This is a genomic window from Marivirga tractuosa (genome assembly GCF_042140215.1).
Taxonomy (GTDB): domain Bacteria; phylum Bacteroidota; class Bacteroidia; order Cytophagales; family Cyclobacteriaceae; genus Marivirga; species Marivirga tractuosa_A.
This window is the reverse complement of the sequence record NZ_CP159478.1, coordinates 1403439-1427463: the sequence shown is the minus strand read 5'-3', so window position 1 is coordinate 1427463 and position 24025 is coordinate 1403439. Positions and strand designations below refer to the sequence as shown.

25 protein-coding genes are annotated in these 24025 nt (G+C 35.2%); 5 read left to right on the top strand and 20 right to left on the bottom strand.

Annotated features, from left to right (window positions below; genetic code table 11):
• Positions 1–104: 104 nt before the first annotated feature.
• From ABWH96_RS06565 to ABWH96_RS06555, 3 genes are all read right to left on the bottom strand, one after another.
• A complete protein-coding gene (locus ABWH96_RS06565; RefSeq protein WP_375580675.1) occupies positions 105–719 on the bottom strand; it encodes a hypothetical protein in 615 nt (204 codons plus the stop codon).
• A 176-nt stretch (positions 720–895) separates the two neighbouring features.
• Positions 896–2539 carry an alkaline phosphatase PafA gene (gene pafA, locus ABWH96_RS06560; RefSeq protein WP_375580674.1) on the bottom strand — a complete coding sequence of 548 codons (1644 nt, stop codon included), beginning with the start codon at positions 2537–2539 and terminating at the stop codon, positions 896–898.
• A 338-nt stretch (positions 2540–2877) separates the two neighbouring features.
• Positions 2878–5445, bottom strand: a complete 2568-nt coding sequence (locus ABWH96_RS06555; protein WP_375580673.1) for a WG repeat-containing protein — start codon at positions 5443–5445, stop codon at positions 2878–2880.
• A gap of 279 nt (positions 5446–5724) precedes the next feature.
• Here ABWH96_RS06555 and ABWH96_RS06550 point away from each other — a divergent pair, with 279 nt between their 5' ends.
• The 5 genes from ABWH96_RS06550 (at position 5725) to ABWH96_RS06530 (ending at position 13364) form a co-directional block, all read left to right on the top strand.
• Positions 5725–8913, top strand: coding sequence for a carboxypeptidase regulatory-like domain-containing protein (locus ABWH96_RS06550; protein ID WP_375580672.1), 3189 nt, complete (start codon positions 5725–5727; stop codon positions 8911–8913).
• A gap of 345 nt (positions 8914–9258) precedes the next feature.
• The gene (locus tag ABWH96_RS06545; protein WP_375580671.1) at positions 9259–10599 is read left to right on the top strand and encodes an alkaline phosphatase family protein; all 1341 of its coding nucleotides are present in this window, start codon (positions 9259–9261) and stop codon (positions 10597–10599) included.
• Positions 10600–10607: 8 nt separating this feature from the next.
• Positions 10608–11249: a Crp/Fnr family transcriptional regulator gene (locus tag ABWH96_RS06540; protein ID WP_375580670.1), complete on the top strand. Its 642-nt coding sequence runs from the start codon at positions 10608–10610 to the stop codon at positions 11247–11249.
• Between the two features lie 82 nt (positions 11250–11331).
• The gene (locus tag ABWH96_RS06535) at positions 11332–12267 is read left to right on the top strand and encodes an exopolyphosphatase (RefSeq protein WP_375580669.1); all 936 of its coding nucleotides are present in this window, start codon (positions 11332–11334) and stop codon (positions 12265–12267) included.
• Entirely contained in the window at positions 12267–13364 is a 1098-nt protein-coding gene (locus ABWH96_RS06530) for an Ldh family oxidoreductase (protein ID WP_375580668.1), read from the top strand. Before ABWH96_RS06535 ends, ABWH96_RS06530 begins: the two co-directional genes overlap by 1 nt.
• Before the next feature lie 350 nt (positions 13365–13714).
• Here the strand turns inward: ABWH96_RS06530 and ABWH96_RS06525 are convergent, their stop codons facing one another.
• From ABWH96_RS06525 to rplF, 17 genes are all read right to left on the bottom strand, one after another.
• Positions 13715–14272, bottom strand: coding sequence for a hypothetical protein (locus ABWH96_RS06525; protein WP_375580667.1), 558 nt, complete (start codon positions 14270–14272; stop codon positions 13715–13717).
• A 3-nt stretch (positions 14273–14275) separates the two neighbouring features.
• The gene (locus ABWH96_RS06520; RefSeq protein WP_375580666.1) at positions 14276–14566 is read right to left on the bottom strand and encodes a septum formation initiator family protein; all 291 of its coding nucleotides are present in this window, start codon (positions 14564–14566) and stop codon (positions 14276–14278) included.
• Between the two features lie 112 nt (positions 14567–14678).
• Positions 14679–15953 (bottom strand): phosphopyruvate hydratase, encoded by a 1275-nt coding sequence (gene eno / locus ABWH96_RS06515; RefSeq protein ID WP_375580665.1) that lies wholly within the window; start codon positions 15951–15953, stop codon positions 14679–14681.
• Between the two features lie 7 nt (positions 15954–15960).
• On the bottom strand, positions 15961–17055 hold the full coding sequence (gene carA / locus ABWH96_RS06510) for a glutamine-hydrolyzing carbamoyl-phosphate synthase small subunit (protein ID WP_375580664.1): 1095 nt from the start codon (positions 17053–17055) through the stop codon (positions 15961–15963).
• 120 nt (positions 17056–17175) lie between these two features.
• Positions 17176–17835, bottom strand: coding sequence for a 50S ribosomal protein L17 (gene rplQ / locus ABWH96_RS06505; protein WP_375580663.1), 660 nt, complete (start codon positions 17833–17835; stop codon positions 17176–17178).
• 5 nt (positions 17836–17840) lie between these two features.
• Positions 17841–18830, bottom strand: a complete 990-nt coding sequence (locus ABWH96_RS06500) for a DNA-directed RNA polymerase subunit alpha (protein ID WP_375580662.1) — start codon at positions 18828–18830, stop codon at positions 17841–17843.
• A 27-nt stretch (positions 18831–18857) separates the two neighbouring features.
• On the bottom strand, positions 18858–19463 hold the full coding sequence (rpsD, locus tag ABWH96_RS06495) for a 30S ribosomal protein S4 (protein WP_375580661.1): 606 nt from the start codon (positions 19461–19463) through the stop codon (positions 18858–18860).
• A 25-nt stretch (positions 19464–19488) separates the two neighbouring features.
• Entirely contained in the window at positions 19489–19881 is a 393-nt protein-coding gene (gene rpsK, locus ABWH96_RS06490) for a 30S ribosomal protein S11 (RefSeq protein ID WP_013455175.1), read from the bottom strand.
• A 10-nt stretch (positions 19882–19891) separates the two neighbouring features.
• The gene (rpsM, locus tag ABWH96_RS06485; RefSeq protein WP_375580660.1) at positions 19892–20269 is read right to left on the bottom strand and encodes a 30S ribosomal protein S13; all 378 of its coding nucleotides are present in this window, start codon (positions 20267–20269) and stop codon (positions 19892–19894) included.
• Between the two features lie 2 nt (positions 20270–20271).
• Positions 20272–20388, bottom strand: coding sequence for a type B 50S ribosomal protein L36 (gene ykgO, locus ABWH96_RS06480; RefSeq protein WP_013455173.1), 117 nt, complete (start codon positions 20386–20388; stop codon positions 20272–20274).
• A 7-nt stretch (positions 20389–20395) separates the two neighbouring features.
• Entirely contained in the window at positions 20396–20614 is a 219-nt protein-coding gene (gene infA, locus ABWH96_RS06475; protein WP_013455172.1) for a translation initiation factor IF-1, read from the bottom strand.
• 10 nt (positions 20615–20624) lie between these two features.
• A complete protein-coding gene (gene secY / locus ABWH96_RS06470) occupies positions 20625–21944 on the bottom strand; it encodes a preprotein translocase subunit SecY (protein ID WP_375580659.1) in 1320 nt (439 codons plus the stop codon).
• Between the two features lies 1 nt (position 21945).
• Entirely contained in the window at positions 21946–22392 is a 447-nt protein-coding gene (gene rplO, locus ABWH96_RS06465; protein WP_375580658.1) for a 50S ribosomal protein L15, read from the bottom strand.
• Position 22393: 1 nt separating this feature from the next.
• Entirely contained in the window at positions 22394–22576 is a 183-nt protein-coding gene (gene rpmD / locus ABWH96_RS06460; RefSeq protein WP_375580657.1) for a 50S ribosomal protein L30, read from the bottom strand.
• Between the two features lie 5 nt (positions 22577–22581).
• Positions 22582–23100, bottom strand: coding sequence for a 30S ribosomal protein S5 (gene rpsE, locus ABWH96_RS06455; protein ID WP_013455168.1), 519 nt, complete (start codon positions 23098–23100; stop codon positions 22582–22584).
• 4 nt (positions 23101–23104) lie between these two features.
• Positions 23105–23455: a 50S ribosomal protein L18 gene (rplR, locus tag ABWH96_RS06450; protein ID WP_375580656.1), complete on the bottom strand. Its 351-nt coding sequence runs from the start codon at positions 23453–23455 to the stop codon at positions 23105–23107.
• An 8-nt stretch (positions 23456–23463) separates the two neighbouring features.
• A complete protein-coding gene (gene rplF / locus ABWH96_RS06445; protein ID WP_375580655.1) occupies positions 23464–24018 on the bottom strand; it encodes a 50S ribosomal protein L6 in 555 nt (184 codons plus the stop codon).
• Positions 24019–24025: the final 7 nt, after the last annotated feature.

The following is a 24025-nucleotide window of genomic DNA, read 5'->3' as shown; positions in this document are numbered from 1 at the left end:
TTTGATGGCTAGCTATGAAAAGCAAGCATAAATTACGGGCTATTTAGCACTCAATTTCCTACAAGGTGGTGAGCAAATGGGTTTTTATGCAATGTTACCTATTGTTATTTTAGTCTTAGCCTTATAATTTTCGAATCCTTTTTTAAATGGTAATAAAGTTTACTAGACATATAAACTAATACTATGATTGCTATTGCGAAAATTCCAGCTTCTTGAAATAAAATAAGGACAATTTGAATTAGTCCGCCAATAATGGCCCCTCTTGCTGTTATACTTGATAATCCATTGTAGTATGAATCAATGGAAATAAAAAATAGCCATAATATGGCTACAAAGACACATAGTCTTAAACAATTAATTGCAAAGCGTTTTTTGTGAGTATAATTAAGATCAAGTTCCATTTGTTCAAATTTGCCAAATCTTGTTTTTAATTCCTCGAAAATTATATTTCTATCTTTCGCATTATTGAATTCGATAAGCTCTGTATTACCACTTTTATAGGTTAATAGGATTGTTTTGTTAAGTTTTCCAATATCTACCGTTTCGAGGCTTGCGATATTTAATCCTTTAAGCGTTTTAGGTGCCTTTTTAAGTTTTTCAATGGAAGAAATATATTCATTGACTTTCTTCTCTGTGTACCTTCCAAACAAGAGTTGTTGGTTGTCGGTAAACAAGAAGAATAAATAAAAATTCCCTGATTTGAATTTCCAGTACTTCATGTTTTAGAAGAGAATAATAGGTAACATTTGAATATAGTAACCCCCTGGTGACTATATATGCTTTATGTCAAGCAATCTACTGAATTAATAGTTAATAAAAAAGCCTTTCAAATTGGCTTAAGACCAATTTGAAAGGCTTTACCCGTAGAATTAAACGTATAACTCAACAGAAAATCTTATTCCAAAATCTCTTGAATCGGTTCTCCTGTTGCTCCATTAGGAAGTGAGGTTCCTAAAATATGAGCAAGGGTTACTGCTATGTCGTCTATATTTTGTCTTTTGTATGAAGTCCCGTTTTTAATGCCTGAACCGTACCAAATTAAAGGCACATGGGTGTCATAAGCATAGCCAGTTCCATGGGTAGTGGCAGAACGGGTTTGGTAGAACCAGCCTGGCTCTAAAATCAACAATACATCTCCTGAGCGTTTGAAATTATAGCCCATCTGCAAAGAAGCTGCTTTGTGTTCTGTAAATTCATTTGATTGCATATCAGTAGCAGAATAAGCCTCTGCTACTCCTTCTAACTTTAAGGCTTCATTGACCATAAACTTTCTGATGGCATCCAACTCAACATTTTTTTCTGCTATCAACTTATGGTTTAAGAAAAACTGTTCATTGGAAAAATCTTCTATCCATTCGCCTTCACCAAATTTTTGATTTAATGCATTACTCATGTTTTTCACATAAGCTTTCCCATCATAATGATCAGCTGGTATTTTATTGGCTTGCAGATATTCTGGAACTTCCGCACATCCATGATCAGAAGTCACAAAAATCAGGTAATTACCTTTGCCCACTTTTTCATCCAAATGTTTGAATAATCGGGCAATCTCTTGATCTAATTTGATGTAGGTATCCTGCACCTCCACTGAACGTGGCCCAAATCCATGACCGATATAATCGGTGGAAGAAAAGCTTAAAGCAAGAAAATCAGTAATTTCATCCTGTCCCATTTGCTCACCATCCATAGTGGCTATAGCTAAATCTGCTAAAATCGTATTTCCAAAAGCAGTATTTGGCAATAATCCAAAGTTACCATTTTCTGCTCTTAGAGCCTTTAAATCATAGGGAAAAACAGGTTTATCTTTTCCTCTTACGGTCATTTCATAAGGCATATCATCTGCTGTAGATTCTTTATACTCTTCTAAAGGCATGGAAAGCTCCCAAGTTTGGTTTAGATATTCATCCGCCAAATTGCGATTATTAAATTCTTGCAGCCAGTTAGGTAATTCTTCATTTCCATAATAGCTACTGCTCACAAAATGGCCGTTGCTTTTATCATACCAGAAAGAACCTGTTGGATTATGCCCTGCAGGTAAAATGGAACCTCTGTCTTTAATAGAAATCCCCACCACTTTTGACTTAAAATTGGTAGCTAAGCCCAACTCATCGGTTATAGTTGAACTCAACATACGGTGTGGAGACATTAAACCAGCGTCAGAAGTGGAGCCAATGGTATAAACTGAAGTATCTTCAGCACAATAAACCGAAGTTCTGATATTCTTATCGTACCAATTATTGGCGATAATCCCGTGGGTAGCTGGAGTTGTTCCCGTATAAACTGATGCGTGACCAGGCCCAGTAAAGGTTGGAATATAATTGTAATGCGTGTTATGGTTATAAAAGCCTTCAGAAATCAATCTTTTAAAACCATTTTCCCCGAAATTATCGGCATAACGTTCGAAGTAATCGTGGCGTAATTGATCAATTACTATACCCACTACCAATTTAGGCTTTTTCACTTTTTGTTCTTGCTTTTGTGCCGGTTGGCAAGAAAATAAAATCATTAGAGCCAAAGCTCCGCTTAAATATCTCTTCATTGAAATTGAATTATAATTTTTTGCAAATTAAAAATTTGAACTGACTATTGATAGGAATTTTAGGTTAAGGTTATGTGATTAAAAAATTAAACACCCTTTTCTCAGCCTAAGGTTGTTTTATTCTAACCACAAAGATTCTTGAAGATTTCACAACTTGTCCCGCATTCATCGGGAAAGAGCGCAATGTTACGGCTAAAACTGTTGAAGGATTTTTGCCTTGCTAAATCACACAATTAAAAACACCAAATTGATTAATGACTGAGAACATAGGAGGTGTCAAAAAAATTTCTTTGCGAAAACTTTGCGCCTTTGCGTCTTTGCGAGAGATTTAATGGGGGCTAATCACAAGCAGTCTCTAAATATTCATCAAAGTTCAGGCCTTCTTTAAATAAAACTCGACCATTTTTATCAAAATATGCTATTACAATATAATTGATTTCAGATAGCCTGCGCTCTGCTAACCAGTAAAGCTTATCCTTGCTTTCATGGGCTTGCAATTCATTGAAAATAAAAGGAATGATTTCCTCTCCTTGTTGATTGACAACGCCATAACCCGCATTTTTACGTACTATAAAGTAGTTTTCATCCATAAAAAACACTTTTTTCCAAGTATCAATACCCTCATGTAAATATTCATTTTGATAAATATTTAAAATACCAATTTCTCCTTCTTCCTCCACTATAGCGGTGGAATCATTGAAAAAATCGATGGCTTCAAAATCTGCCTCCAGTATAACTTCAGCTTTGGTATTGCTAATTCCCAGCAAATTATCTTCCTTGAAAATAAATAGAGAGTCCTTCACAAATACATCCAATTTATTTTCCGAGTGAGCAGGAATTAGTTGTAAACTGTCCACTCTCAAAGCACCAAACTTTTTCTTTTGCAAAATGGGAATTAAACCATCCTGATACGCACCAAAAGCTTCCACATTTTTGATTTTGATTTCATTTCCAGCAGAATCAATCAACTCCTTCTTTTTGTTCTGATGAATTTGGATGAATTTTGGGGTCAAAATATTGATGTCGAGCCTTTCGCCTTCTTTTATCTTTCTGCCAAAACCATTATAAAGTTTAAAATAACTCTTCTCATTCGATATCTCCAAAAAGCGTATTTGATCGGATATTTCTGAAAAAGCTATATTGTAATTTTTCAAAAGTCTATAGGACTCCCCTTCCTCCAATTGAACTTTTTTGCCTGATTGAAAAAGCAAATATTCAGATGAATCTAAAATGGTATAAGTTAACCAACTGTTAAATATCCGAATGGAATCATATTGAAAATTTGGGAAGTCTTCTAAACCATCATTAAAAACTGACCATAAGCTATCTTTTTTTAATGCTAGAACCCCTGATTTAAATTGATAATCATCAAATTCTTCTTCAAAAAGCGGGGCATTTTTAAGACCTAAAACACTAAAACTACCCTCCTTATTTTTGACCCAAAAATCATCATAAAATTCAATCTTTGCTTTTTCCAATGGGAAAATAACTTGAGCCTTATGATCTAATATGGTTTCATAATCATTAGAATATAATCGGAGATATTGATCACCCAACCATTCATAATCATCATAAAGAAAGCTTAAAGATTTTAAATCATTCTTAGCCGTTTTTTTGAAATCAACCGAAGAAGCAACCGCCATATCATTTCCTCTTTTGAAAAAGAAAACATCTCTTTCCTTCCAAATACTGTCTACAGACTGTTTTAAAATAGGCTCCCCCAAAATGGAAATCAAATGCCAACCATCCTCTTCCTTTTTAGCAAAATGAAATTCATCCAAGGCTTTAAAATCAAGTGACTTTAGTTTCAATACATCATTCAAGCTAAAATGAATTATGTTTTCTTCACGGCCATAATCATTGATTTGAAAAAATCCACTTTCTAAATATTCAATAGTTTTAATATTTAAATCTGGAATCTTCTCACCATTTTTTAAATAAACTTGCTTGGAATTGGCTTCATTACTTATAATAAATGGTTCTACTATAAAAGAACAGGAATCTGGAATTACTTCATTAAATTGAAATGACAATAACTTTTCATCATCTAAATTATAGAAATAGAAAAGGCTATCTTTTTTATGTGTTAATAACTCCGCAGTATTGGTATCATAGTTAAGTCCATCGAGAATTGATTGAGCAATTTTAGCGGCTTTAAATTCTCCATATTGATTGATGAATTGCTGATAATCTGATGATTCTGCACCTGCACTAATAATATTCAGAATCTTAGAAGATGCTTCTTCAGCAAACTCTGTTTGAGGCCTTTCTTTCACATACTCCCTATACTCCTCTAAAGCTTCATTTTGAGTTTTCTTTTCATAGTAAAGCGTTTCAAAAACATTTCTTGCTTTTTGGGCTTGAGGTGCATCGGGATACTTCTTGAAAAAATCACTTACTGCCTGAGTGGTATTTTTGGCAATGGCGTCATCATAGGCCACCTGATTTCTTAATTCAATAGCTTTCTCTTCAAAAGTTAAATATTGATAATTATTGAGGTATTCATTATAAGCTTCTTCGCTATTCTCAGCTAATGCTTTTTCAAATGCCAAACTATCTATTATTAAGGATTGCTCAACAATGGCGAGACTATCTAAATCTTTTTTTGCTAGTTTTTCGATTGTTTTAGACTCCAATTCAGGAAAAGTATCACTAACTAACTGAATATAAAGATGAGCTGAATCCACTGCATCAAATGACCAAACAGGATGGCTATAATATTTGGCCAACATATATTGTGCGGCAGGATTTTCAGGATTTTTTTCTATCGCTTTATCAATCCGTTTTTTAGCCTTTCCCAATTCATTTTTCTCCAAAAACTTATCTGCCTTCAATACTTTATAAGCACATCCGTAAAAAAACAAAGCTGCTGTAATGGTGATAAGAAAAAATAAAAGTTGACGCATATATCTGATTGAAAAAAGCTTAAAGCGCTTAATACTAATGCAAAGTTATAAATAATATTAAAGCTTATGGAAGGTTTGATAGCAAACTGAAAGATAGCTAAAAATTTAAGAACCTCTTAAATATAACAATACATCTAATCTTGAAGTCATAATAAGTACCTTCAATATTAACCCTATTTTACCATTTCTTTAAGTTCTTTATGGATGTTAAATTTTAACATTCCCACCCTAGTAAAGCAGTCTAATTTTATGATAAATAAATCACTAAAATCATAAATTATGAGACAAAGAATTACCAAAAAAATGATGTTCAACTGCATTGCAATTTTGATTGCAGTGTTTTCTGTGCAGAGCCTTACTTATGGGCAATCAACGGATGCCGCCATAAGTGGGATAGTGAAAGATAGCGATGGAAAGGGATTACCAGGAGCAAATGTTATGCTTAAAAATGAATCAACAGGATTTGAAACTGGTACAATTACAGCCCTTGATGGTAAATTTTTATTGAAGCAGCTTCCATTGGGAGGTCCTTATCAATTAAGCATTTCATTTATTGGCTATCAAAAATATCAGGTGCAGGATATCCAATTAAACCAGGGAGATAAAGTCAATCTTGATGTAGATTTAAATCCTTCTACCGAAGAACTGCAAGAGATAGTAGTGAGTGCCAATAGCTTTGCTAAAAGAGCAGACAGGGCAGGCTCTGGTATCGCCATCAATTCCGAAAAAATGAAAAACCTGCCAAATGAAGGTAGAAATTTCACGAATTTAACGGCTCTTTCACCGTTGCAAGGAGGCGGAGGTATCAACCTTGGTGGTCAAAGAAGAACTTCAACCAATGTTACGGTTGATGGAGTAAATGCAAGAAATCAATTAACTGCTGGAGAAATAGGAAGAGGTCCTTACACCATTTCTATGGAAGCCATCAGGGAATTTGAAGTAGTAACCAATTCTTATGATGTAACGCAAGGTCGCCAAGCAGGTGGTGCTTTGAATGCAGTAACTAAATCAGGAACGAATGAGTTTGAAGGCTCTGCATTTATGTACCACAGAAATGACCAATTAGCAAGCCAGTTGGACATTAGAGGAAATGAAAGAGATCAGGAGTTTTCCAATTATCAATGGGGATTCAGTTTGGGAGGCCCTATTATAAAGGATAAAGTTCACTTTTACATGGCTTATGACCGACAAGACTCAGGTCAACCTGTCTTTATTGGCGACATTAATAATGAGGCTGACGAAAGAAGATTAGGCATCAGAAAAGATACTTTGGATAAAGCCATTCAAATTGCCAGGGATTTGTATGGGGTAAGTGATGAGCAACAAGTAGGTGAATTTCAAAGAACCTCTGTAGCCAATACACTTTTCACTCGTGTTGATTGGCAGTTAAATGAAAAAAATCGATTAACATTAAGGAACAATTACACAGACTGGAATAACCCATTGAGCATCAGCGATAATTCCAATATTGAATTAGCAGAAACTTGGGGAAGCTTCTCATCTAGAGAAAATAGTTTATTGCTATCCTTAAGAACTGCGGTAAGTCCTAATTTAACCAATGAGTTGAAAGCTCAATTTCAGCATGCTGAAAGAGAATTTGGAACGAATCCACAACTACCAAGTCAGAATATACCAAGAGCGATTGTTCAGGTGCAAAGCCCTTTTCCTACGGAAAGCAACCCGAATGCAACCCAATCACGCTCATTACAATTTGGTGGTCAACGCTATACTCCTGAAACTAATCTGGAAAGACAGCTTCATTTGGTAAACACCACCTATTTGACTCAAGGCAAATACAACTTTACTTTCGGAACTGATAATATGGTGACTTATTTAGAAACCTTACTTTCCAATGAGCAAAACGGACGGTTTTTCTTTAACAGTCTGCAAGATTTAGAAAATATGACTCCGATAAGATACGCAAGAGAAGTACCGACTCAAGGATTACCAATAGTGAAACAAACCGTTTATGATGTTTCATTATTTGGTCAAGTGGATTTTGAAATGCTTCCAAATTTCAACACCACTTTTGGACTAAGATATGATGCCACTATTTTCTCCACTCCTGCTCAATACAATCCGACAGTAGATGAAGAGTTAGGAATCAAAACAGATAGAAAGCCATCAGACTTCTTTAATCTTCAACCAAGATTCCAAGCGTTGTGGAATGTAAAAGGGGAAAATAAAGATATCATCAAATTTGGTGCAGGTTTATTTTCAGCTCAGCCTCATTACTATGCACAGGTGAACAATATCCAGAATAGTGGTCAAATGCTTGCTTCCATTGATGTAACAGATCCTAACTTAATTCCAACTCCGGATTTTGTTAGATACCGAGAGGATCCATCATCTGTTCCTGGAATACCTGAAGGAGCTACAGCTGGTATAGCTACCATTAATGCGGTAGGTGAAGATTTTAAGGTACCTAATACTTTGAAAGCTAATGTCAACTACAATAAGTTCTTTGGAGATAGATTAAGAGTTGGTGTTAATTTATTATACAGCAAAACCTTTAACAACTATGTCTACCAAGAGGCTAATCTGGTTGACAATCCATATTTCAGATTAAGCAATGAAAATGATAGAGGCGTTTTTGTTCCAGCCTCAGCCATAAATCCAGAAAATGGACAATCAAGCTGGTTAGATTCACGAAAATCAAATGAAGTTGGTCGTGCTTTAGTACTTCAATCTGACGGAGAATTGACTCAATATGCTGCTGTTATAGATGCCAGCTTAAGATTAGGAAAGGACGGTAGTTTGAATGTTAGCTACACCAGAAACCAAGCGAAAGACAATTCCTCTTACAATTGCTGTGTAGCTAATACTTCTACTTTCCTTCCTATTGAAGATGATCCAAGAGAATTGAATTATGGATATTCAGATAATCATTTTTCTGATAAAGTAGTAGTAAATGGTGTTTCTCCCTCATTTGCTGGATTCACATTTGGTGCAACATTAAATGGAATTGGTGGAACTCGCTATTCATTCTTAACGACAAACGGAAGTCTTAATGGTGATTTTAACTTAAGAAATGACTTAGCATATGTTTATGATCCTAATGACCCGAACACTCCAGCTAACATTAGGGAAGGCATCAATGGAATTTTGAATGATCCTGAAACATCGCAAAGTGTGAAAGATTATATCAATAATAATTTAGGCCAGATTGCGGAAAGAAATGGAGGAGTCAATCCTTTCTTCTACACCATTGATTTAAGGATGATCAAGAATTTCACCATTATCAACAGACATAATTTCGAATTATCAGCTGACCTTTTCAATTTAGCTAATTTACTGAATCCTGAATGGGGCGTAAACAATAATTTCGGGAACAGAAACCTATTAAGAATAGCAGGTTTTGATCCAAGTAGTCAGAACTATCAGTATAACGTTGAGAGCAATGTTGGTGCACTTCCTATTAACGGAACACCATGGAGATTGCAAGTAGGCTTGCGTTATTCATTTTAACCCGCATTATTCGTGAGAAAGTTATGAATAATGAAAATAATTAATTTAAATTAACTGATTATCAATTAATTACTCAAGGGTTAACCTCGATAATTTATAAAAACCTTTTAGCCCAAATTTGGGTGTTTTTAAAATTCAAGTTTTAATGTGAATTACACAATGTAATTATCTAATAACTTGGTTTTTATAAATTGTCTGTCCTTTGGACGAAAATTCACATGAATTTTCGGGTTAATTTTTTCTTCATTTTTTTTGATTTTAAAGTTAGGGGAACATAAGCATAATGTTCTCTTAACTTTTTTTTTACAATAACAGACTAACTTCACAACTCTTAAATAATAAGACATGACTCGCATTTATAAAATTTCATTTATTTTCATTTCAATTTTCTTAAGCTTTTCAGTTTTAGCTCAAAAACAACAAGTCATATTAATTTCAATTGATGGATTAAGACCAGATTTCTATTTAGATAATGATTGGCCAGCCCCTATTCTTCAACATATGGCTGAAAACGGTACTCATGCAGAAGCTGTAAAAGGAATGTTCCCATCCGTTACTTATCCATCTCATACTACTATCGTGAGTGGAATGCCCCCTTCAGAACATGGTATTTATTATAATACTCCATTTGAACCTGATGGAGCAACCGGCAAATGGTATTGGGAACATGAAAGCATCAAAGTCCCTACCCTTTTTTCTTTATGCAAAAATGCAGGCTTAACTTCAGCCTCTATTTCATGGCCAGTGACCGTTGGTGCTCCTATTGATTATAATATTCCTGAGATATGGTCTCTTAAAGAAGGAGAAGATCGATTTGCTCCTATGAAAAAGAATGCAACTCCAAAGGGTTTTGTGGAGGAAATTGAGACCCATGCAACAGGAAAAATAAATGTTTCGAATTTTGGAAATGAAGGCTATTTTGCCCGAGAGCAAAAGTTTGCTTCTGCTGCTTCTTACATATTTGAAAAATACAATCCTGATTTATTAGCTGTTCATTTACTCTCAGCTGACCATTTCCAACATACCGATGGAAGAGAAGGCTTTATGCCTAAAAGAGCAGTAAGCGCAGTTGATGCTGCCATAGGTCAAATTTTAGAAACTGTGGAAAGATTAGGTAAACTAGAAACGACCACTTTTATCATAACAGGTGACCATGGCTTTGTGGATATTCATTCTACTATGGCACCCAATGTTTTACTAAAAGAAAATGGGTTAATCGCTGAAGATGGAAAAAAATGGACTGCCAAATTCCATACTTCTGGAGCTGCAGCTTTTCTTCATTTGGAAAATCCAGATGATATGGAATCAGTAAAAAAAGTAAAACAACTTTTAGAAGCATTGCCCGCAAATCAGCAAAAGCTTTTCAGAATAGTAGAAAAGGAGGAATTAAATAAAATTGGTGCTGACCCTAATGCCATGCTTGCCATTGCACCAAATGAAGGCCTTAGTATGACTTCTAAGTCTGATGGGGAATTAATAAGAAAAGGAAGTGGTGGTACACATGGATTCTTCCCTGAACACAAAAACATCTATACAGGCTTTATTGCATTTGGTGGAAAAGCCGAAGAAAAGACCGTGCTAAAAGAAATGTATTTAACTGATGTGGCTCCTGTTATAGCTGAGATTCTTGGTTTAAAACTAGAAAACACAGAAGGGATATTATATCCTGGGATACTAAAAAAATAGAAATAATTATGGCTAAAACTTTTGAATTATTCGACTATTTAAATCAGCATGAGCAGTACAAAAACTGCTTCCAAAAGCATATAAGCATAGCTAAATTTAAAAAAGGCGAATACATTTATAAGCCATCAGAAGAACCCCATATTATTTATGAAGTCATTTCAGGAACCGTAAAAGTAGGCAACTATGCCATTGACGGAACCGAACATTGCTATGACATCTTAAAACCAGGCGACTTTTTTGGAAATTACCGTTTATTGGATGGTAATTTCCAAGAATTTGCCAAACCACTTACTAGTGTAAAAGTAAGAGAATATGATTTAGCCTATATCAAGAAATTAATCTTTACTGATATTCACATTTCTGAATTATTTACTAAATATATTGTCCGCAGATGGTCCAGAGCGGAGACAAGGTTTTTCACTGTAATTTCTGAAGAAACCTCTGTAAGGATAAAAAGACTTTATCGAGAGTTCAATGTAAAAATCAAAGATGCGGATGGTAAGTCCGTTAATATTTTTAGCCTATTCTCCCAGAAAGACATTGCTGACTTAACAGGTTCAAGCAGACAAACAGTTGCTCATATCTTCAAAAAAGTCAATAAGGATTACCAGTCGCTACTTTTAGAGTTAGATCCTGTAATGATTCCATAATTACAAACCATTAAGACAATTTGAATTGCCAATTGCCCGCTAAATAGTATATTGCGCATTGTTTTTAGGCAGGTATATAACTATGGATAAAATAGCCATTATAGATTTAGGCACGAATACTTTTCACTTACTCATTGTAGAAGTTAAAGATGGAGAAGAGAAAATTATTCACAAGGAGAAAATAGCTGTTAAGCTAGGTGAAGGTGGAATAAGCGAAGGCAACATCAGCAAAGCTGCTGAGGAGCGTGCAATAAAGACTATGCTCTATTTCAAAGATAAGATCAATGAAGAAAAGGTAGATCAAGTTTTTGCTAGTGCCACATCTGCTATGCGAAATGCTAGCAATGGAAAAGAGGTGATTCAAAGAATTTATGATGTCACAGGTATATCCATACAATTGATTTCTGGTATGGATGAAGCTAAATTCATTCATAAAGGAGTTAAAAAAGCTTTAGAAATTGGCCCTGAGCCTGCCTTAATCATGGATATTGGAGGTGGCAGCGTTGAGTTTATCATTTGCAACCATATTGAAGTCTTCTGGATGCAAAGTTTTGAGATTGGCGCTCAAAGACTCTTGGATAAATTTCATAAACACGATCCTATTTTACCTAAAGACATAGAGAAACTTGATGACTTTTTGAGAAAAGAGCTAGCCGAGCTCAAAGTAAAAATGGATATTTATCAACCACACCACCTGATTGGTTCTTCCGGAACTTTTGACACCTTGATAGATATCAATTATCAGGAAAAAGAAATTGAAAAGCCTGATGATGTTTCTTATTCTCTATCCCTGGAAGATTTCGATCGTATGTTCAATGAAATAATCCACAAAACCAGAGATGAAAGAATGGCTATTCCAGGCATGATAGAAATGCGAGTGGATATGATAGTGGTAGCCGTTTGTTTGATTCAATTCCTGATTGAAAACAATGAATTTATTGACATTAAAGTATCCACTTATGCTTTGAAGGAAGGTTTATTGGATGCCATTATATCAGATGAAATAAAATTATCCTAATGGGTTTATTTGATTACAAAGCTTTACAAAATTTCGTTAAGGATGTATTCATTCAAATGGGTTGTCCTTCAAATGAGGCTGAAGAAGCTGCGGAAGTTTTAGTGAATGCTGATTTACGTGGAGTTGACTCTCACGGAGTAGCCCGATTACACGGCTATATCAGATTATGGGAAGAAGGAAGAATTAATGCAAAGCCTGATATTAAAATTATTCATGAAACGCCCAGCACTGCAGTTGTTGATGGCGATAAAGGATTGGGCTTGGTAGTAGCGCCTTTTGCCATGCGAATCGCCATGGAAAAAGCAGAAAAAGTAGGCTCAGGTTGGGTATCGGTTAAAAATTCTAATCACTATGGCATAGCTGGTCATCACAGCATGATGGCATTGGATAAGGACATGATTGGATGGTCTATGACGAATGCAAGCCCTTTAGTTTCCCCTACTTTCTCCAAAGAAAGATTATTGGGTACTAACCCGATTTCCATTGCTATTCCTACTAAAAACCAACCTCCTTATGTAGCGGATTTTGCCACTACTACTGTTGCGAATGGCAAATTGGAAGTTTTAAAAAGAAAAAATGAAGAGGCTCCTTTAGGCTGGGTACAAGATAAAGATGGAAAAGGAACAACCGATGTAGATGCCTTGAAAAAAGGTGGTAGCATGTTGCCATTAGGAGGTTCTAGAGAACACTCAGGTCATAAAGGTTATATTCTTGGATCTATAGTCGATATCTTCTCAGCAGTACTCTCGGGTGCAAATTATGGTCCTTGGGCTCCTCCTTTCGTTAGCTTTTTACCTTTAAAGGAAAATCCTGTAGGTGAAGGCTTAGGTCATTTCTTAGGCGCTATGCGAATTGATGCTTTTAGACCTGCGGAAGATTTTAAATCCCATATGGATAATTGGATTGATACATTCCGAAAATCTGAAACGACCAGTGAAAATGACAAGGTATTAATTCCAGGAGATCCGGAAAGGGAAATGAGTGCAGATAGGAAAGCAAATGGAATTCCATTATTGCCTCCAGTGGTTGAGAATTTAGGTGAAATTGGCAAAAAATTCGGCTTGAAGTTTCAAGACTACTTTACTTCACCACAATAACAATAGATTAAAATAGGACAGCCAAAGGCTGCTTTCTTTTAACCACAAAGTTTCTCTAAGAATTTCACAAAGGGCGCAAAGTAACAGCTAAAGCTGTTGATGAGTCCTTGTCTTACTAAATTGCTCAATTAATAATACTATATTTATTAATGAATGTAGACATACAAAGAAACAAAGTTAAACCACAATGTTACCCAGAGGCTTTCTTAACTTTTCCCAAAACATCTAGAGAATATTTCTAAGAACTAATCAGCTTTACTGTTTTATTTTTGTACCCTTAGTGAAAGCCTCTGTGTCACTCTGTGGTTAAAGTATTAGTAGCCTTTGGCTACCTTTCTCTGTCCAAAAATCTATATCGTAAAGCCTACCCTTAAAACAAAAGGAGAATTATAAGGTGAGCGAGAAACATCATAAAGTAAATTGTACAAAGCCATGACAGTTACTCCTGCTCTATTTCCAATGGGTTGGAAATAACCTGCTCCTATAAAATAAGCTGGTACCCAAGCTCTTCCAAATTCATAGCCATTTGAGGTGTTAAAAATCACATCAAGGTTGATGTTCTCATATTCAGTATACCCGAAAAATTGTTGGGAAAAATTATATCTCCCAAATAACTTACCACCATAAATATTGGTTTCATAATCAGCAACCCTATTGCCTCCCCTTACTCTAAAATACTGATAAATTGCTCCAACACCAACTGAAAGCTTGTCATTAATCATATAACCCACAATTGGGGAAGCTTCTATATGAGTAAAAGTACCAAACTGAAGGCCGAAATTTCCTCCAAAGTATAGTCGGTCTACAAATCCAGAACCTTCGTCCACATACTTTTGTGCTGCTGCATTTTCAACTGATAATGCCCCTAGGATTAGGCTTATAAGAAATATTAAGGTTTGCTTTTTCAAGGATTATTCTTTTTCAACAATAACGAAAAGATCTTCGGATTCTTTTTTCATGAGGTATCTTTCTCTGGCAAATTTTTCTAGTAATTCATCATCACTTAAGAGGCCTTCTCTATCCTGTTCAACATCTTTTATCATCTCCTGATAATACTCTTTCTCTTTTTGCAAATCACTATACCTGGAAGCAAGTTTCCATTGAGAAATTAAGTCATTGCCATCAATGAATAACATCCAGATCAGAAATACAGCTCCTGCTATGAAATAAAAATTCTTAAATATTTTTGGAATCCTATCCATGATACTCATTGCTATTGATACATTAAAAGTAATATAAAAAAATGATTTCGCCTAAAAGTAAAAAAGGCTATTGGCGAATACACCAATAGCCTTTTAATGAAAATGTATAATTTTAGAAGTTAATACCAGGGAAATAAGCCATTTCACCTAATTCTTCTTCAATTCTTAATAATTGATTGTACTTCGCCATTCTATCAGAACGAGAAGCAGAACCAGTCTTAATTTGACCTGAACCCATAGCTACTGCTAAATCAGCAATAAAAGTATCTTCTGTCTCCCCAGAACGGTGAGAAATGATATTTTTATAAGAGGCTTTGTCCGCCATTCTGATGGCATTGATAGTTTCGGTTAAAGTACCAATTTGGTTTACTTTAATCAGAATTGAATTTCCGATTTTCTCGTCAATACCTCTTTGTAATCTCTTTGTGTTAGTAACGAAAAGATCATCTCCTACCAACTGAACAGTTCTACCGATTTCACGGGTTAGTTTTTCCCAACCTTCCCAATCGTCTTCTTGCATTCCGTCCTCAATTGAAAGAATAGGGTATTTATCGCACCAGTTTTTCCAATAAGCTACCATCTCATCAGAAGTCAGCTCTTCACCAGTACTTTCAAACACATATTTCTTTTTGCCTTCATCATAAAATTCAGAAGCTGCTGCATCTAATGCAATAAAGATATCTTCACCTGGCTTGAAACCAGCTTTTTCAATAGCGGTTAATACCACCTCGATAGCCTGATCATTGGATTCGATATTTGGTGCGAAACCACCTTCATCTCCAACATTGGTAGACAAGCCTTTGCTTTTCAATACTTCTTTCAAGTGATGGAACACTGTAGTCCCCATTCTTAAAGCTTCAGAAAATGATTCAGCATTAACAGGCATTACCATAAATTCCTGAAAATCAATTTTATTATCCGCATGACTACCTCCGTTCAAGATATTCATCATAGGAACTGGTAATGTATTAGCATTTACCCCACCGATATATCTATACAAAGACTGACCTGAAAGCTGAGCTGCAGCTTTAGCACATGCCATGGAAACACCTAATATAGCGTTAGCACCTAATTTAGCTTTGTTTTCAGTACCATCTAATTCAATCATGATTTTGTCGATAAGATTTTGCTCAAATACAGAAAAACCTATTAGCTCTTCTGCAATGGCGCCATTTACATTATCAACAGCTTTCAAAACCCCTTTTCCCATGAAAATGGATTTATCTTTATCTCTTAATTCAACAGCTTCGTGTATACCAGTACTTGCACCAGATGGAACTGCTGCTCTTCCAAAACCTCCATTAGTTGTAAATACTTCAACTTCTACTGTTGGATTTCCTCTTGAATCCAATATTTGTCTTGCGTGAATGTTTTCTATTATACTCATAGTTTTATTAGTTGATTAGTGAAATAAATTGGTCGAATAAATACCTGGAGTCATGGGGGCCTGGAGAAGATTCCGGATGGTATTGTACTGAAAACACTTTCTTATCCTTCATTCTTAGTCCTTCCACTGTGTTATCATTTAGATTTAAATGCGTGGCTACTACTAAGGAAGATTTTTCTACATCTTCAGTTACTATACTAAACCCATGATTTTGAGAAGTAATCTCACTTCTGCCAGATTCTGTATTCAACACTGGTTGATTCAAACCTCTATGCCCATTATGCATTTTAAAGGTCTTAATTCCATTTGCTAATGCAATTAACTGATGTCCTAAACAAATACCAAATAAAGGCTTACCGCTTTCAATTATTTGCTTACTATTATTAATAGCATCTGTCATCACGCCCGGATCACCTGGGCCATTTGACAAAAAGTAGGCTTGAGGATTCCATTCCTCCGTATCTTTGAAAGTAGCATTCGATGGAAATACTTTACACCTAAATCCTCTTTGGATTAACTGCTTTAGGATGCTACTTTTTATACCGTAATCCATCACAGCTAATTTAATACCCCCTTCTAGCCCCATTTCATAAGGCTCTTTGGTAGAAACATAAGAGGAAAGTTCTAATCCTTCCATTGAAGGGACTTTGGCTAATTCCCTCTTCAATTCATCTATATCAGATATTTCAGAAGAAATAATAGCATTCATTGCTCCTTTGTTACGGATATGCCTCACAATCTTTCGTGTATCCACATCGCAAATCCCAGGAATTTCATGCTTAATCAGATAATTATTGAGATTATCAACTGCTTGACCTCTGCTGTAATCATCAGAAAAGGCATTGATAACCACCCCAAATATTTTGGGACTATCAGATTCAGACTCATCAGGATGAACACCATAGTTACCTATGTGTGCATTAGTATTTACCATGATCTGACCATAATATGATGGATCGGTATATACTTCTTGATAACCTGTCATTCCTGTATTGAAACAGATTTCACCACCCTTAGTACCTGAAAAACCGATTGATTTGCCGTGGAAGACAGTTCCGTCTTCTAAAAGTAAAATTGCTTTGTTTTTGTTTTTATACTTCATCAGATATCATTCTGAAATTGAAAATGAAATGGAGCTATTTTTATTGTGAGACAAAAATAAATAAAAAAAAGGGATTGAATAAATATCCAATCCCTTTTATTAAATCTATTAGTAGAAAGATTATTCATCTCCCTTTTTCTCATCTGCTTTATCGTCAGATTTAGTTTCTTTTTTCTCAGCTTTAGGAGCTTCCTCTTTCTTAGCTTCAGCCTTTTTAGTTTCAGCCTTAGGAGCTTCTTCCTCTTTAGCTTCAGCTTTTGGAGTCTCTTCTTTTTTGGCTTCTTTCTTAGGAGCTGCTTCTTTAGTTTCTTTTGCTTCAGTTGAAGTGCTTTCAGATTTTGCAGAAGCAGATTTAGAACCACCACCTCTACGGCTTCTTCTAGTAGTTTTCTTCTCCTTCTTCTCTCCACCTAATAACATCTCGTTGTAATCTACCAATTCGATTAATGCCATTTCAGCATCATCACCTAATCTAGATCCCAACTTGATAATTCTAGTATAACCTCCAGGTCTGTTTGCAATTTTAGTAGCTACTTCGTCAAAAAGCTCTTTAAGTACTTCTTTATTTTTCAAAGAAGAGAAAACGATTCTTCTATTGTGAGTAGTATCCTCTTTAGACTTCGTCAATAAAGGCTCAACATACTTCCTTAATGCTTTTGCTTTCGCAACAGTGGTTGTAATCCTTTTAGAAAGGATTAAAGAACCTGCCATGTTAGATAACATCGCATTTCTATGGGAAGCAGTTCTACTTAAATGATTAAATTTCTTACCGTGTCTCATTGTCCTTATTCTTCGTCAAGTTTGTATTTGGATAAATCCATTCCAAAGGTTAAACCTTTATCAGCTACCAATTGCTCTAATTCAGCTAAAGATTTCTTACCGAAATTCCTGAATTTCATCATATCGGAGATTTCAAGTGCTACTAAGTCTCCTAATGATTTAACATCAGCAGCTTTCAAGCAATTGTAAGCTCTAACGGAAAGATCTAAGTCATTTAAAGCTGTTTTAAGCAATTTGCGCATATGCAACATTTCCTCATCTACAGCTTCAGGCTCATCAGATCCACCAGCATCCAATACCATGTTTTGATCAGAAAACAACATGAAGTGTTTAATCAGGATATTTGCTGCACCTTTCAATGCTACTTCCGGATGAATACTACCATCAGTTTCAATATCCAAAACTAATTGTTCGTAATCAGTTTTTTGCTCTACCCTTGTATTCTCAACGCTATACTTAACGTTTTTAATCGGGGTAAAAATTGAATCAATCGCAATATAGTCCGTAGCTTGATCAACAACATTGTTTTCTTCAGAAGAAACATATCCTCTACCCTTTTCGATAGTTAGTTCTATCTCAAAATTGATTGATTCATCCATATGGCAAATCAATAAATCTGGATTTAAGATTTCAAAAGAAGTTGTGAATTTATTTATATCACCAGCTTTGAATTCCTTAGTATTTTTTAGAGAAATGTTAATTTTGTTATCAGCAGTTTCAGCTATTTTCTTAAATCTTACCATTTTAAGATTTAGAATTAGTTCAGAAACATCCTCAACTACACCTTCCACTGCAGAGAACTCATGCAATACACCAGGAATTTTAATACCTGTTATAGCATAACCTTCAAGTGAAGATAACAAAATTCTTCTTAGGGCATTACCTACAGTAACACCATATCCTTTTTCTAATGGTTTGAATGTAAAAAGCCCGTGAAAATCATCTGCTTTTTCCATTGCAACCTTTTCAGGCATTTGGAATGCTAAAATGGACATATTATAAAATTTCTTTAAATTAACTGTTTATTTTGAGTACAACTCGACAATTAGTTGCTCATTAATATTCTCTGGAATATCTTCTCTTTGAGGAATATTAACAAATTTTCCTGACATTGAAGACTTATCAAATTCTAACCAAGAATACTTTGATGCTGTATTAGATGAAAGACTATCAGTAATAGCCTCTAAAGATTTTGACTTCTCTCTAACACCAATCACATCACTTTCTTTTACTTGGTAAGATGGGATATTTAATATCTCACCATTTACCAAAATATGTTTATGACCTACCAATTGTCTTGCTGCTCTTCTAGTAGGTGCTATACCTAATCTGAAAACAACATTATCTAATCTGCTTTCCAACAATTGAAGTAATACCTCACCAGTAATACCTTTCTTTCTAGAAGCTTTATCAAATAAGTTAGCAAATTGCTTTTCTAATACACCATAAGTGTATTTAGCCTTTTGCTTTTCCATAAGCTGTACAGCATATTCAGACTGTTTTCTACGTCTTCCTCTGCCATGTTGCCCAGGAGGATAAGCTTTTTTGGATAATGCTTTACTTGCACCAAAAATTGGTTCATTAAACCTTCTTGCTATTTTGGATTTTGGTCCTTTATATCTAGCCATTTTCTTTAATTACTTAAGCGATGAATTAAACCCTACGTCTTTTAGGTGGACGACATCCATTATGTGGTAATGGAGTAACATCTTTAATCACCGTTACTTCAATACCAGTATTCTGTATAGTTCTGATAGCAGAATCTCTACCTGCTCCAGGTCCTTTTACATATACTTCAACTTTCCTAAGACCTAAATCATAGGCAGTCTGCGCAGCATTTTGAGCTGCTACTTGTCCAGCATATGGAGTGTTCTTTTTAGAACCCTTAAATCCCATCTTTCCGGCAGATGCCCAGGAAATAACTTGACCTGTAGAGTTTGTCAATGAAATGATGATGTTATTGAACGAAGCTCTGATGTGTGCTTGTCCGATAGCTTCAACATTAACAACTCTTTTTTTAGCTTTATCTTTTCTCTTTTGAGCCATGATCTAATGATTACTTAGTAGCTTTCTTTTTATTTGCAATAGTCTTCCTCTTTCCTTTACGAGTACGAGAGTTATTTTTAGTTCTCTGTCCTCTTAATGGAAGCCCTTTTCTGTGACGTAAACCTCTGTAACATCCAATGTCCAATAATCGCTTGATGCTCATTTGAACTTCAGACTTTAAAACACCTTCAGTTTTGAAGTTTTCACTAATGACAGTTCTTACGCTATTCGCTTCGTCATCAGTCCAATCACTTACTTTTTTATCAGCGTCAACACCAGCCATTTCTAAAATCTTTGCTGATGAACTTCTACCTAGACCAAATATGTAGGTCAATGATATAACTCCCCTTTTATTATCAGGAATATCTACTCCGGAAACTCTTGCCATAATTACCCTTGTCTTTGTTTGAAACGTGGATTCTTCTTGTTGATCACATAAAGCTTACCGTTTCTTCGGACTACTTTACAATCAACACTTCTCTTTTTGATTGAAGCTTTAACTTTCATAATCTTTTTATTTGTATCTGTATACTATTCTACCTTTTGTTAAATCATAAGGTGACATCTCTAACTTTACTTTATCTCCAGGAAGAATTTTAATATAATTCATTCTCATTTTCCCCGAAATATGAGCTATTACCTCATGACCATTACTTAATTCAACACGAAACATAGCGTTTGATAACGCTTCCGTTATTGTTCCATCTTGCTCTATTGAACTTTGTTTTGCCATAATTAATAAATTAAGCTACTGCTGTTCTTTGTGATGAACTACCTTTTACTTTACCAGATTTCATCATTCCTTCATAATGACGCATCAATAAATAACTCTCAATTTGTTGTAAGGTATCTAGGATCACACCAACCATAATGATTAGGGATGTTCCACCAAAGAATTGAGAGAACTGAGTACCTACTCCAGCTCTAGCAACGAATGCAGGTAAAATTGCAATAAGTGCTAAATATATGGAGCCTGGTAAAGTTATTTTAGTTAAAATATTATCTATAAAATCAGAAGTTTCTTTACCTGGTTTAATACCCGGAACGAAACCACCATTTCTTTTCATATCATCAGCTATTTGACTAGGATTAATCGTAATAGCTGTATATAAGAAAGTAAATACTATAATTAATAAAGCAAATGTCAAGTTATATTGCCAGCTCTGGAAATCAGAGAATACATTACCAATATAAGCAGCAGTATCACTATCATCTGCCCATAGGTTTGCTAACAAAGCAGGTAAGAACATTAAAGACTGTGCAAATATAATCGGCATTACACCTGATGCATTCACTTTTAAAGGAATGTACTGACGTTGACCACCATATACTCTTCCTCCTACGACTTGCTTTGCGTATTGTACTGGTATTCTTCTTGTAGCCTGAACTAACATTACTGTTACCATAACCACGAAGAATAAAGCTACAATTTCAAGAATGAAGAATAATAAACCACTCATTCCTAAAGTAATTGCTTCAGCAACTATTGACCCAGGGAATCGAGAAATAATTCCTATCATAATTAGCATAGAAATACCGTTTCCAATACCCTTATCTGTGATTTTCTCACCCAACCACATACAAAAAATTGTACCTGCGGTTAAGACAATAACAGAAGTGAAAGTAAAGAACGTCTGACTCATCATAATAGCTTCACTTGGAATAGTTCCAGCTACATAACTTACACCTTGAACGAAGGTGATGGCGATGGTCAATACTCTAGTAATTTGTGTAATTTTCTTCCTACCAGACTCACCTTCTTTTTGCATTTTCTGAAAGTAAGGAACAGCTACTGTTAAAAGCTGTATAACGATACTAGCAGAGATATATGGCATAATACCTAATGCAAAGATGGATGCATTTGAAAATGCCCCACCTAAAATGGTATCTAAAAGGCCAAAAATACCTTGGGCATCTCCTGACAACTTAGAAGGATCCACACCAGGTAAAACCACGAAAGAGCCTAAACGGAATATAATTAAAAACCCAATGGTATTTAAAATTCTATCTCTAAGCTCCTCTATGGAGAAAATATTCTTTATGGTAGAAAAAAAACGATTCATATTATATTTTTGATGCAGTTCCTCCAGCTTTCTCGATTGCCTCTAATGCAGTTTTCGAAAATGCATTAGCAGTAACATTCAATTTAGCCTTCAAGGTTCCGTTTCCTAAAATTTTAACCAAGTCATTTTTAGCAACAAGTCCTTTGCTTTTCAATAAATCTAGATCAATAGTGTCAACACTATATTTTTCTTGAAGCGTTTGTAAATCACTCAAGTTAATAGCTTTGTAGTTAACTCTATTGATGTTATTGAAACCAAACTTAGGAACTCTTCTTTGCAATGGCATTTGTCCACCTTCAAAACCTTGTTTTGAAGAATATCCACTTCTAGATTTAGCTCCTTTATGACCTCTTCCTGCAGTACCGGCAGCACCAGAACCCTGACCTCTACCAATACGCTTTCTATCTTTAATAGAACCTTCTGCTGGTTTTAATGTATGTAATTTCATCTTATCCTTCAGTTACATTAACTAAGTGAGCTACTTTTCTCAACATTCCTTCGATTTGAGGAGTTGAATCTTTAGTCACTGTTTTATTAATTCTTCCTAAACCTAAAGCCTCAATTGTAAGCTTCTGGTTTTTAGGTCTTCCTATTACACTTCTGGTTTGTGTTACCTTAATTTTCTTAGCCATTGTAATTACCCATTAAATACATTAGAAAGTGCAATTCCTCTATCTTTCGCTACAGTATAAGGATCTCTTAATTTAAGTAGCGCATCAAAAGTAGCTTTCACTACGTTATGTGGGTTAGAAGAACCTTTAGATTTTGCTAAAACGTTATGAACACCAGCACTTTCGAAAACAGCACGCATTGCACCACCAGCAATTACACCAGTACCTGGTGAAGCTGGTTTCACTAATACGAAACCGCCACTATATTTACCAATTTGTTCATGCGGAACAGTACCTTTAAGAATAGGTACTTTTACCAAATTCTTTTTAGCATCATCAATTCCTTTAGTAATCGCATCAGTTACTTCATTGGCTTTACCCAATCCGTACCCTACTACACCATTACCATCTCCTACAACCACGATTGCAGAGAAGCTAAATCTTCTACCACCTTTCACAACCTTAGCAACCCTTTTAATGGCTACTACTTTCTCTTTCAGTTCGATTTCGCTTGCTCTAACAGATTTTATATTACTCTGAGACATATTTTTAGAATTTTAAGCCACCTTTACGAGCACCGTCAGCCAATGCTTTTACTCTACCATGAAATCTGTAACCACCTCTATCAAAAACAATTGCTTTGATACCAGCATCCTTAGCTCTTTCAGCTAGAGTTTCTCCAACCTTAGAAGCAGTGTCGATGTCAGCGTTACTTTTAGCTCCTAATTCTAATGAATTAGCTGCAACCAAAGTATGACCTTTCAAATCATCGATTACTTGTGCATAAATGGCACGGTTACTTTTAAATACCGTCAAACGAGGTGTTTCAGCAGTTCCGGAAATCTTTCTACGAATTCCTAATTTAATTCGAGCTCGTCTATCTTGTTTACTAATAGCCATTTTTAATATTATTTAGCGGCAGTTTTACCTGCTTTACGTCTAACTTGTTCACCAACAAATCTAATTCCTTTTCCTTTGTACGGTTCAACTGTACGTAAGGACTTGATTTTAGCAGCTACTTGTCCAATTAATTGTTTATCAAAGCTTTCTAAAGTAACGATAGGATTTTGTCCTTTAACCGTTTCAGCAGTAGCTTTCACCTCTTCAGGCAATCCTAAAAATATACTATGAGAATAACCTAAGTTTAACTCTAAAATATTTCCTTGAACTGTAGCTTTGTAACCTACACCTACAAGTTCTAATTGCTTTTTGTAGCCTTCAGATACTCCAGTAACCATATTATTCAATAAAGCTCTGTACAAACCGTGCATAGCTTTATGTCTTTTAGATTCTGTAGCTCTTTCTAGCTGTATTACACCTTCTGTATTTTTAACAGAAATAGCAGAATCAACTTGCTGTGTTAAAGTACCTTTAGAACCCTTTACCGTTACTAAGTTATCCTTAGCAATTTCAAGTGTTACATCTTGAGGTAGATTTATAAGACTTTTACCTATTCGTGACATTTCTATT

What these genes read in the sequence shown, in the direction of transcription:
- rplR (WP_375580656.1), bottom strand. Translation starts at nt 23,455, where the DNA reads ATGGCTATTAGTAAACAAGATAGACGAGCTCGAATTAAATTAGGAATT.
- carA (WP_375580664.1), bottom strand. Translation starts at nt 17,055, where the DNA reads ATGAAGTATAAAAACAAAAACAAAGCAATTTTACTTTTAGAAGACGGA.
- rplQ (WP_375580663.1), bottom strand. Translation starts at nt 17,835, where the DNA reads ATGAGACACGGTAAGAAATTTAATCATTTAAGTAGAACTGCTTCCCAT.
- ABWH96_RS06550 (WP_375580672.1), top strand. Translation starts at nt 5,725, where the DNA reads ATGAGACAAAGAATTACCAAAAAAATGATGTTCAACTGCATTGCAATT.
- ABWH96_RS06540 (WP_375580670.1), top strand. Translation starts at nt 10,608, where the DNA reads ATGGCTAAAACTTTTGAATTATTCGACTATTTAAATCAGCATGAGCAG.
- ABWH96_RS06530 (WP_375580668.1), top strand. Translation starts at nt 12,267, where the DNA reads ATGGGTTTATTTGATTACAAAGCTTTACAAAATTTCGTTAAGGATGTA.
- ABWH96_RS06565 (WP_375580675.1), bottom strand. Translation starts at nt 719, where the DNA reads ATGAAGTACTGGAAATTCAAATCAGGGAATTTTTATTTATTCTTCTTG.
- rpsK (WP_013455175.1), bottom strand. Translation starts at nt 19,881, where the DNA reads ATGGCTCAAAAGAGAAAAGATAAAGCTAAAAAAAGAGTTGTTAATGTT.
- rpsE (WP_013455168.1), bottom strand. Translation starts at nt 23,100, where the DNA reads ATGTCTCAGAGTAATATAAAATCTGTTAGAGCAAGCGAAATCGAACTG.
- pafA (WP_375580674.1), bottom strand. Translation starts at nt 2,539, where the DNA reads ATGAAGAGATATTTAAGCGGAGCTTTGGCTCTAATGATTTTATTTTCT.
- secY (WP_375580659.1), bottom strand. Translation starts at nt 21,944, where the DNA reads ATGAATCGTTTTTTTTCTACCATAAAGAATATTTTCTCCATAGAGGAG.
- eno (WP_375580665.1), bottom strand. Translation starts at nt 15,953, where the DNA reads ATGAGTATAATAGAAAACATTCACGCAAGACAAATATTGGATTCAAGA.
- ABWH96_RS06520 (WP_375580666.1), bottom strand. Translation starts at nt 14,566, where the DNA reads ATGGATAGGATTCCAAAAATATTTAAGAATTTTTATTTCATAGCAGGA.
- ABWH96_RS06500 (WP_375580662.1), bottom strand. Translation starts at nt 18,830, where the DNA reads ATGTCCATTTTAGCATTCCAAATGCCTGAAAAGGTTGCAATGGAAAAA.
- rpsD (WP_375580661.1), bottom strand. Translation starts at nt 19,463, where the DNA reads ATGGCTAGATATAAAGGACCAAAATCCAAAATAGCAAGAAGGTTTAAT.
- ABWH96_RS06555 (WP_375580673.1), bottom strand. Translation starts at nt 5,445, where the DNA reads ATGCGTCAACTTTTATTTTTTCTTATCACCATTACAGCAGCTTTGTTT.
- ABWH96_RS06535 (WP_375580669.1), top strand. Translation starts at nt 11,332, where the DNA reads ATGGATAAAATAGCCATTATAGATTTAGGCACGAATACTTTTCACTTA.
- ABWH96_RS06545 (WP_375580671.1), top strand. Translation starts at nt 9,259, where the DNA reads ATGACTCGCATTTATAAAATTTCATTTATTTTCATTTCAATTTTCTTA.
- rpmD (WP_375580657.1), bottom strand. Translation starts at nt 22,576, where the DNA reads ATGGCTAAGAAAATTAAGGTAACACAAACCAGAAGTGTAATAGGAAGA.
- infA (WP_013455172.1), bottom strand. Translation starts at nt 20,614, where the DNA reads ATGGCAAAACAAAGTTCAATAGAGCAAGATGGAACAATAACGGAAGCG.
- rpsM (WP_375580660.1), bottom strand. Translation starts at nt 20,269, where the DNA reads ATGGCAAGAGTTTCCGGAGTAGATATTCCTGATAATAAAAGGGGAGTT.
- rplF (WP_375580655.1), bottom strand. Translation starts at nt 24,018, where the DNA reads ATGTCACGAATAGGTAAAAGTCTTATAAATCTACCTCAAGATGTAACA.
- ykgO (WP_013455173.1), bottom strand. Translation starts at nt 20,388, where the DNA reads ATGAAAGTTAAAGCTTCAATCAAAAAGAGAAGTGTTGATTGTAAAGTA.
- rplO (WP_375580658.1), bottom strand. Translation starts at nt 22,392, where the DNA reads ATGAAATTACATACATTAAAACCAGCAGAAGGTTCTATTAAAGATAGA.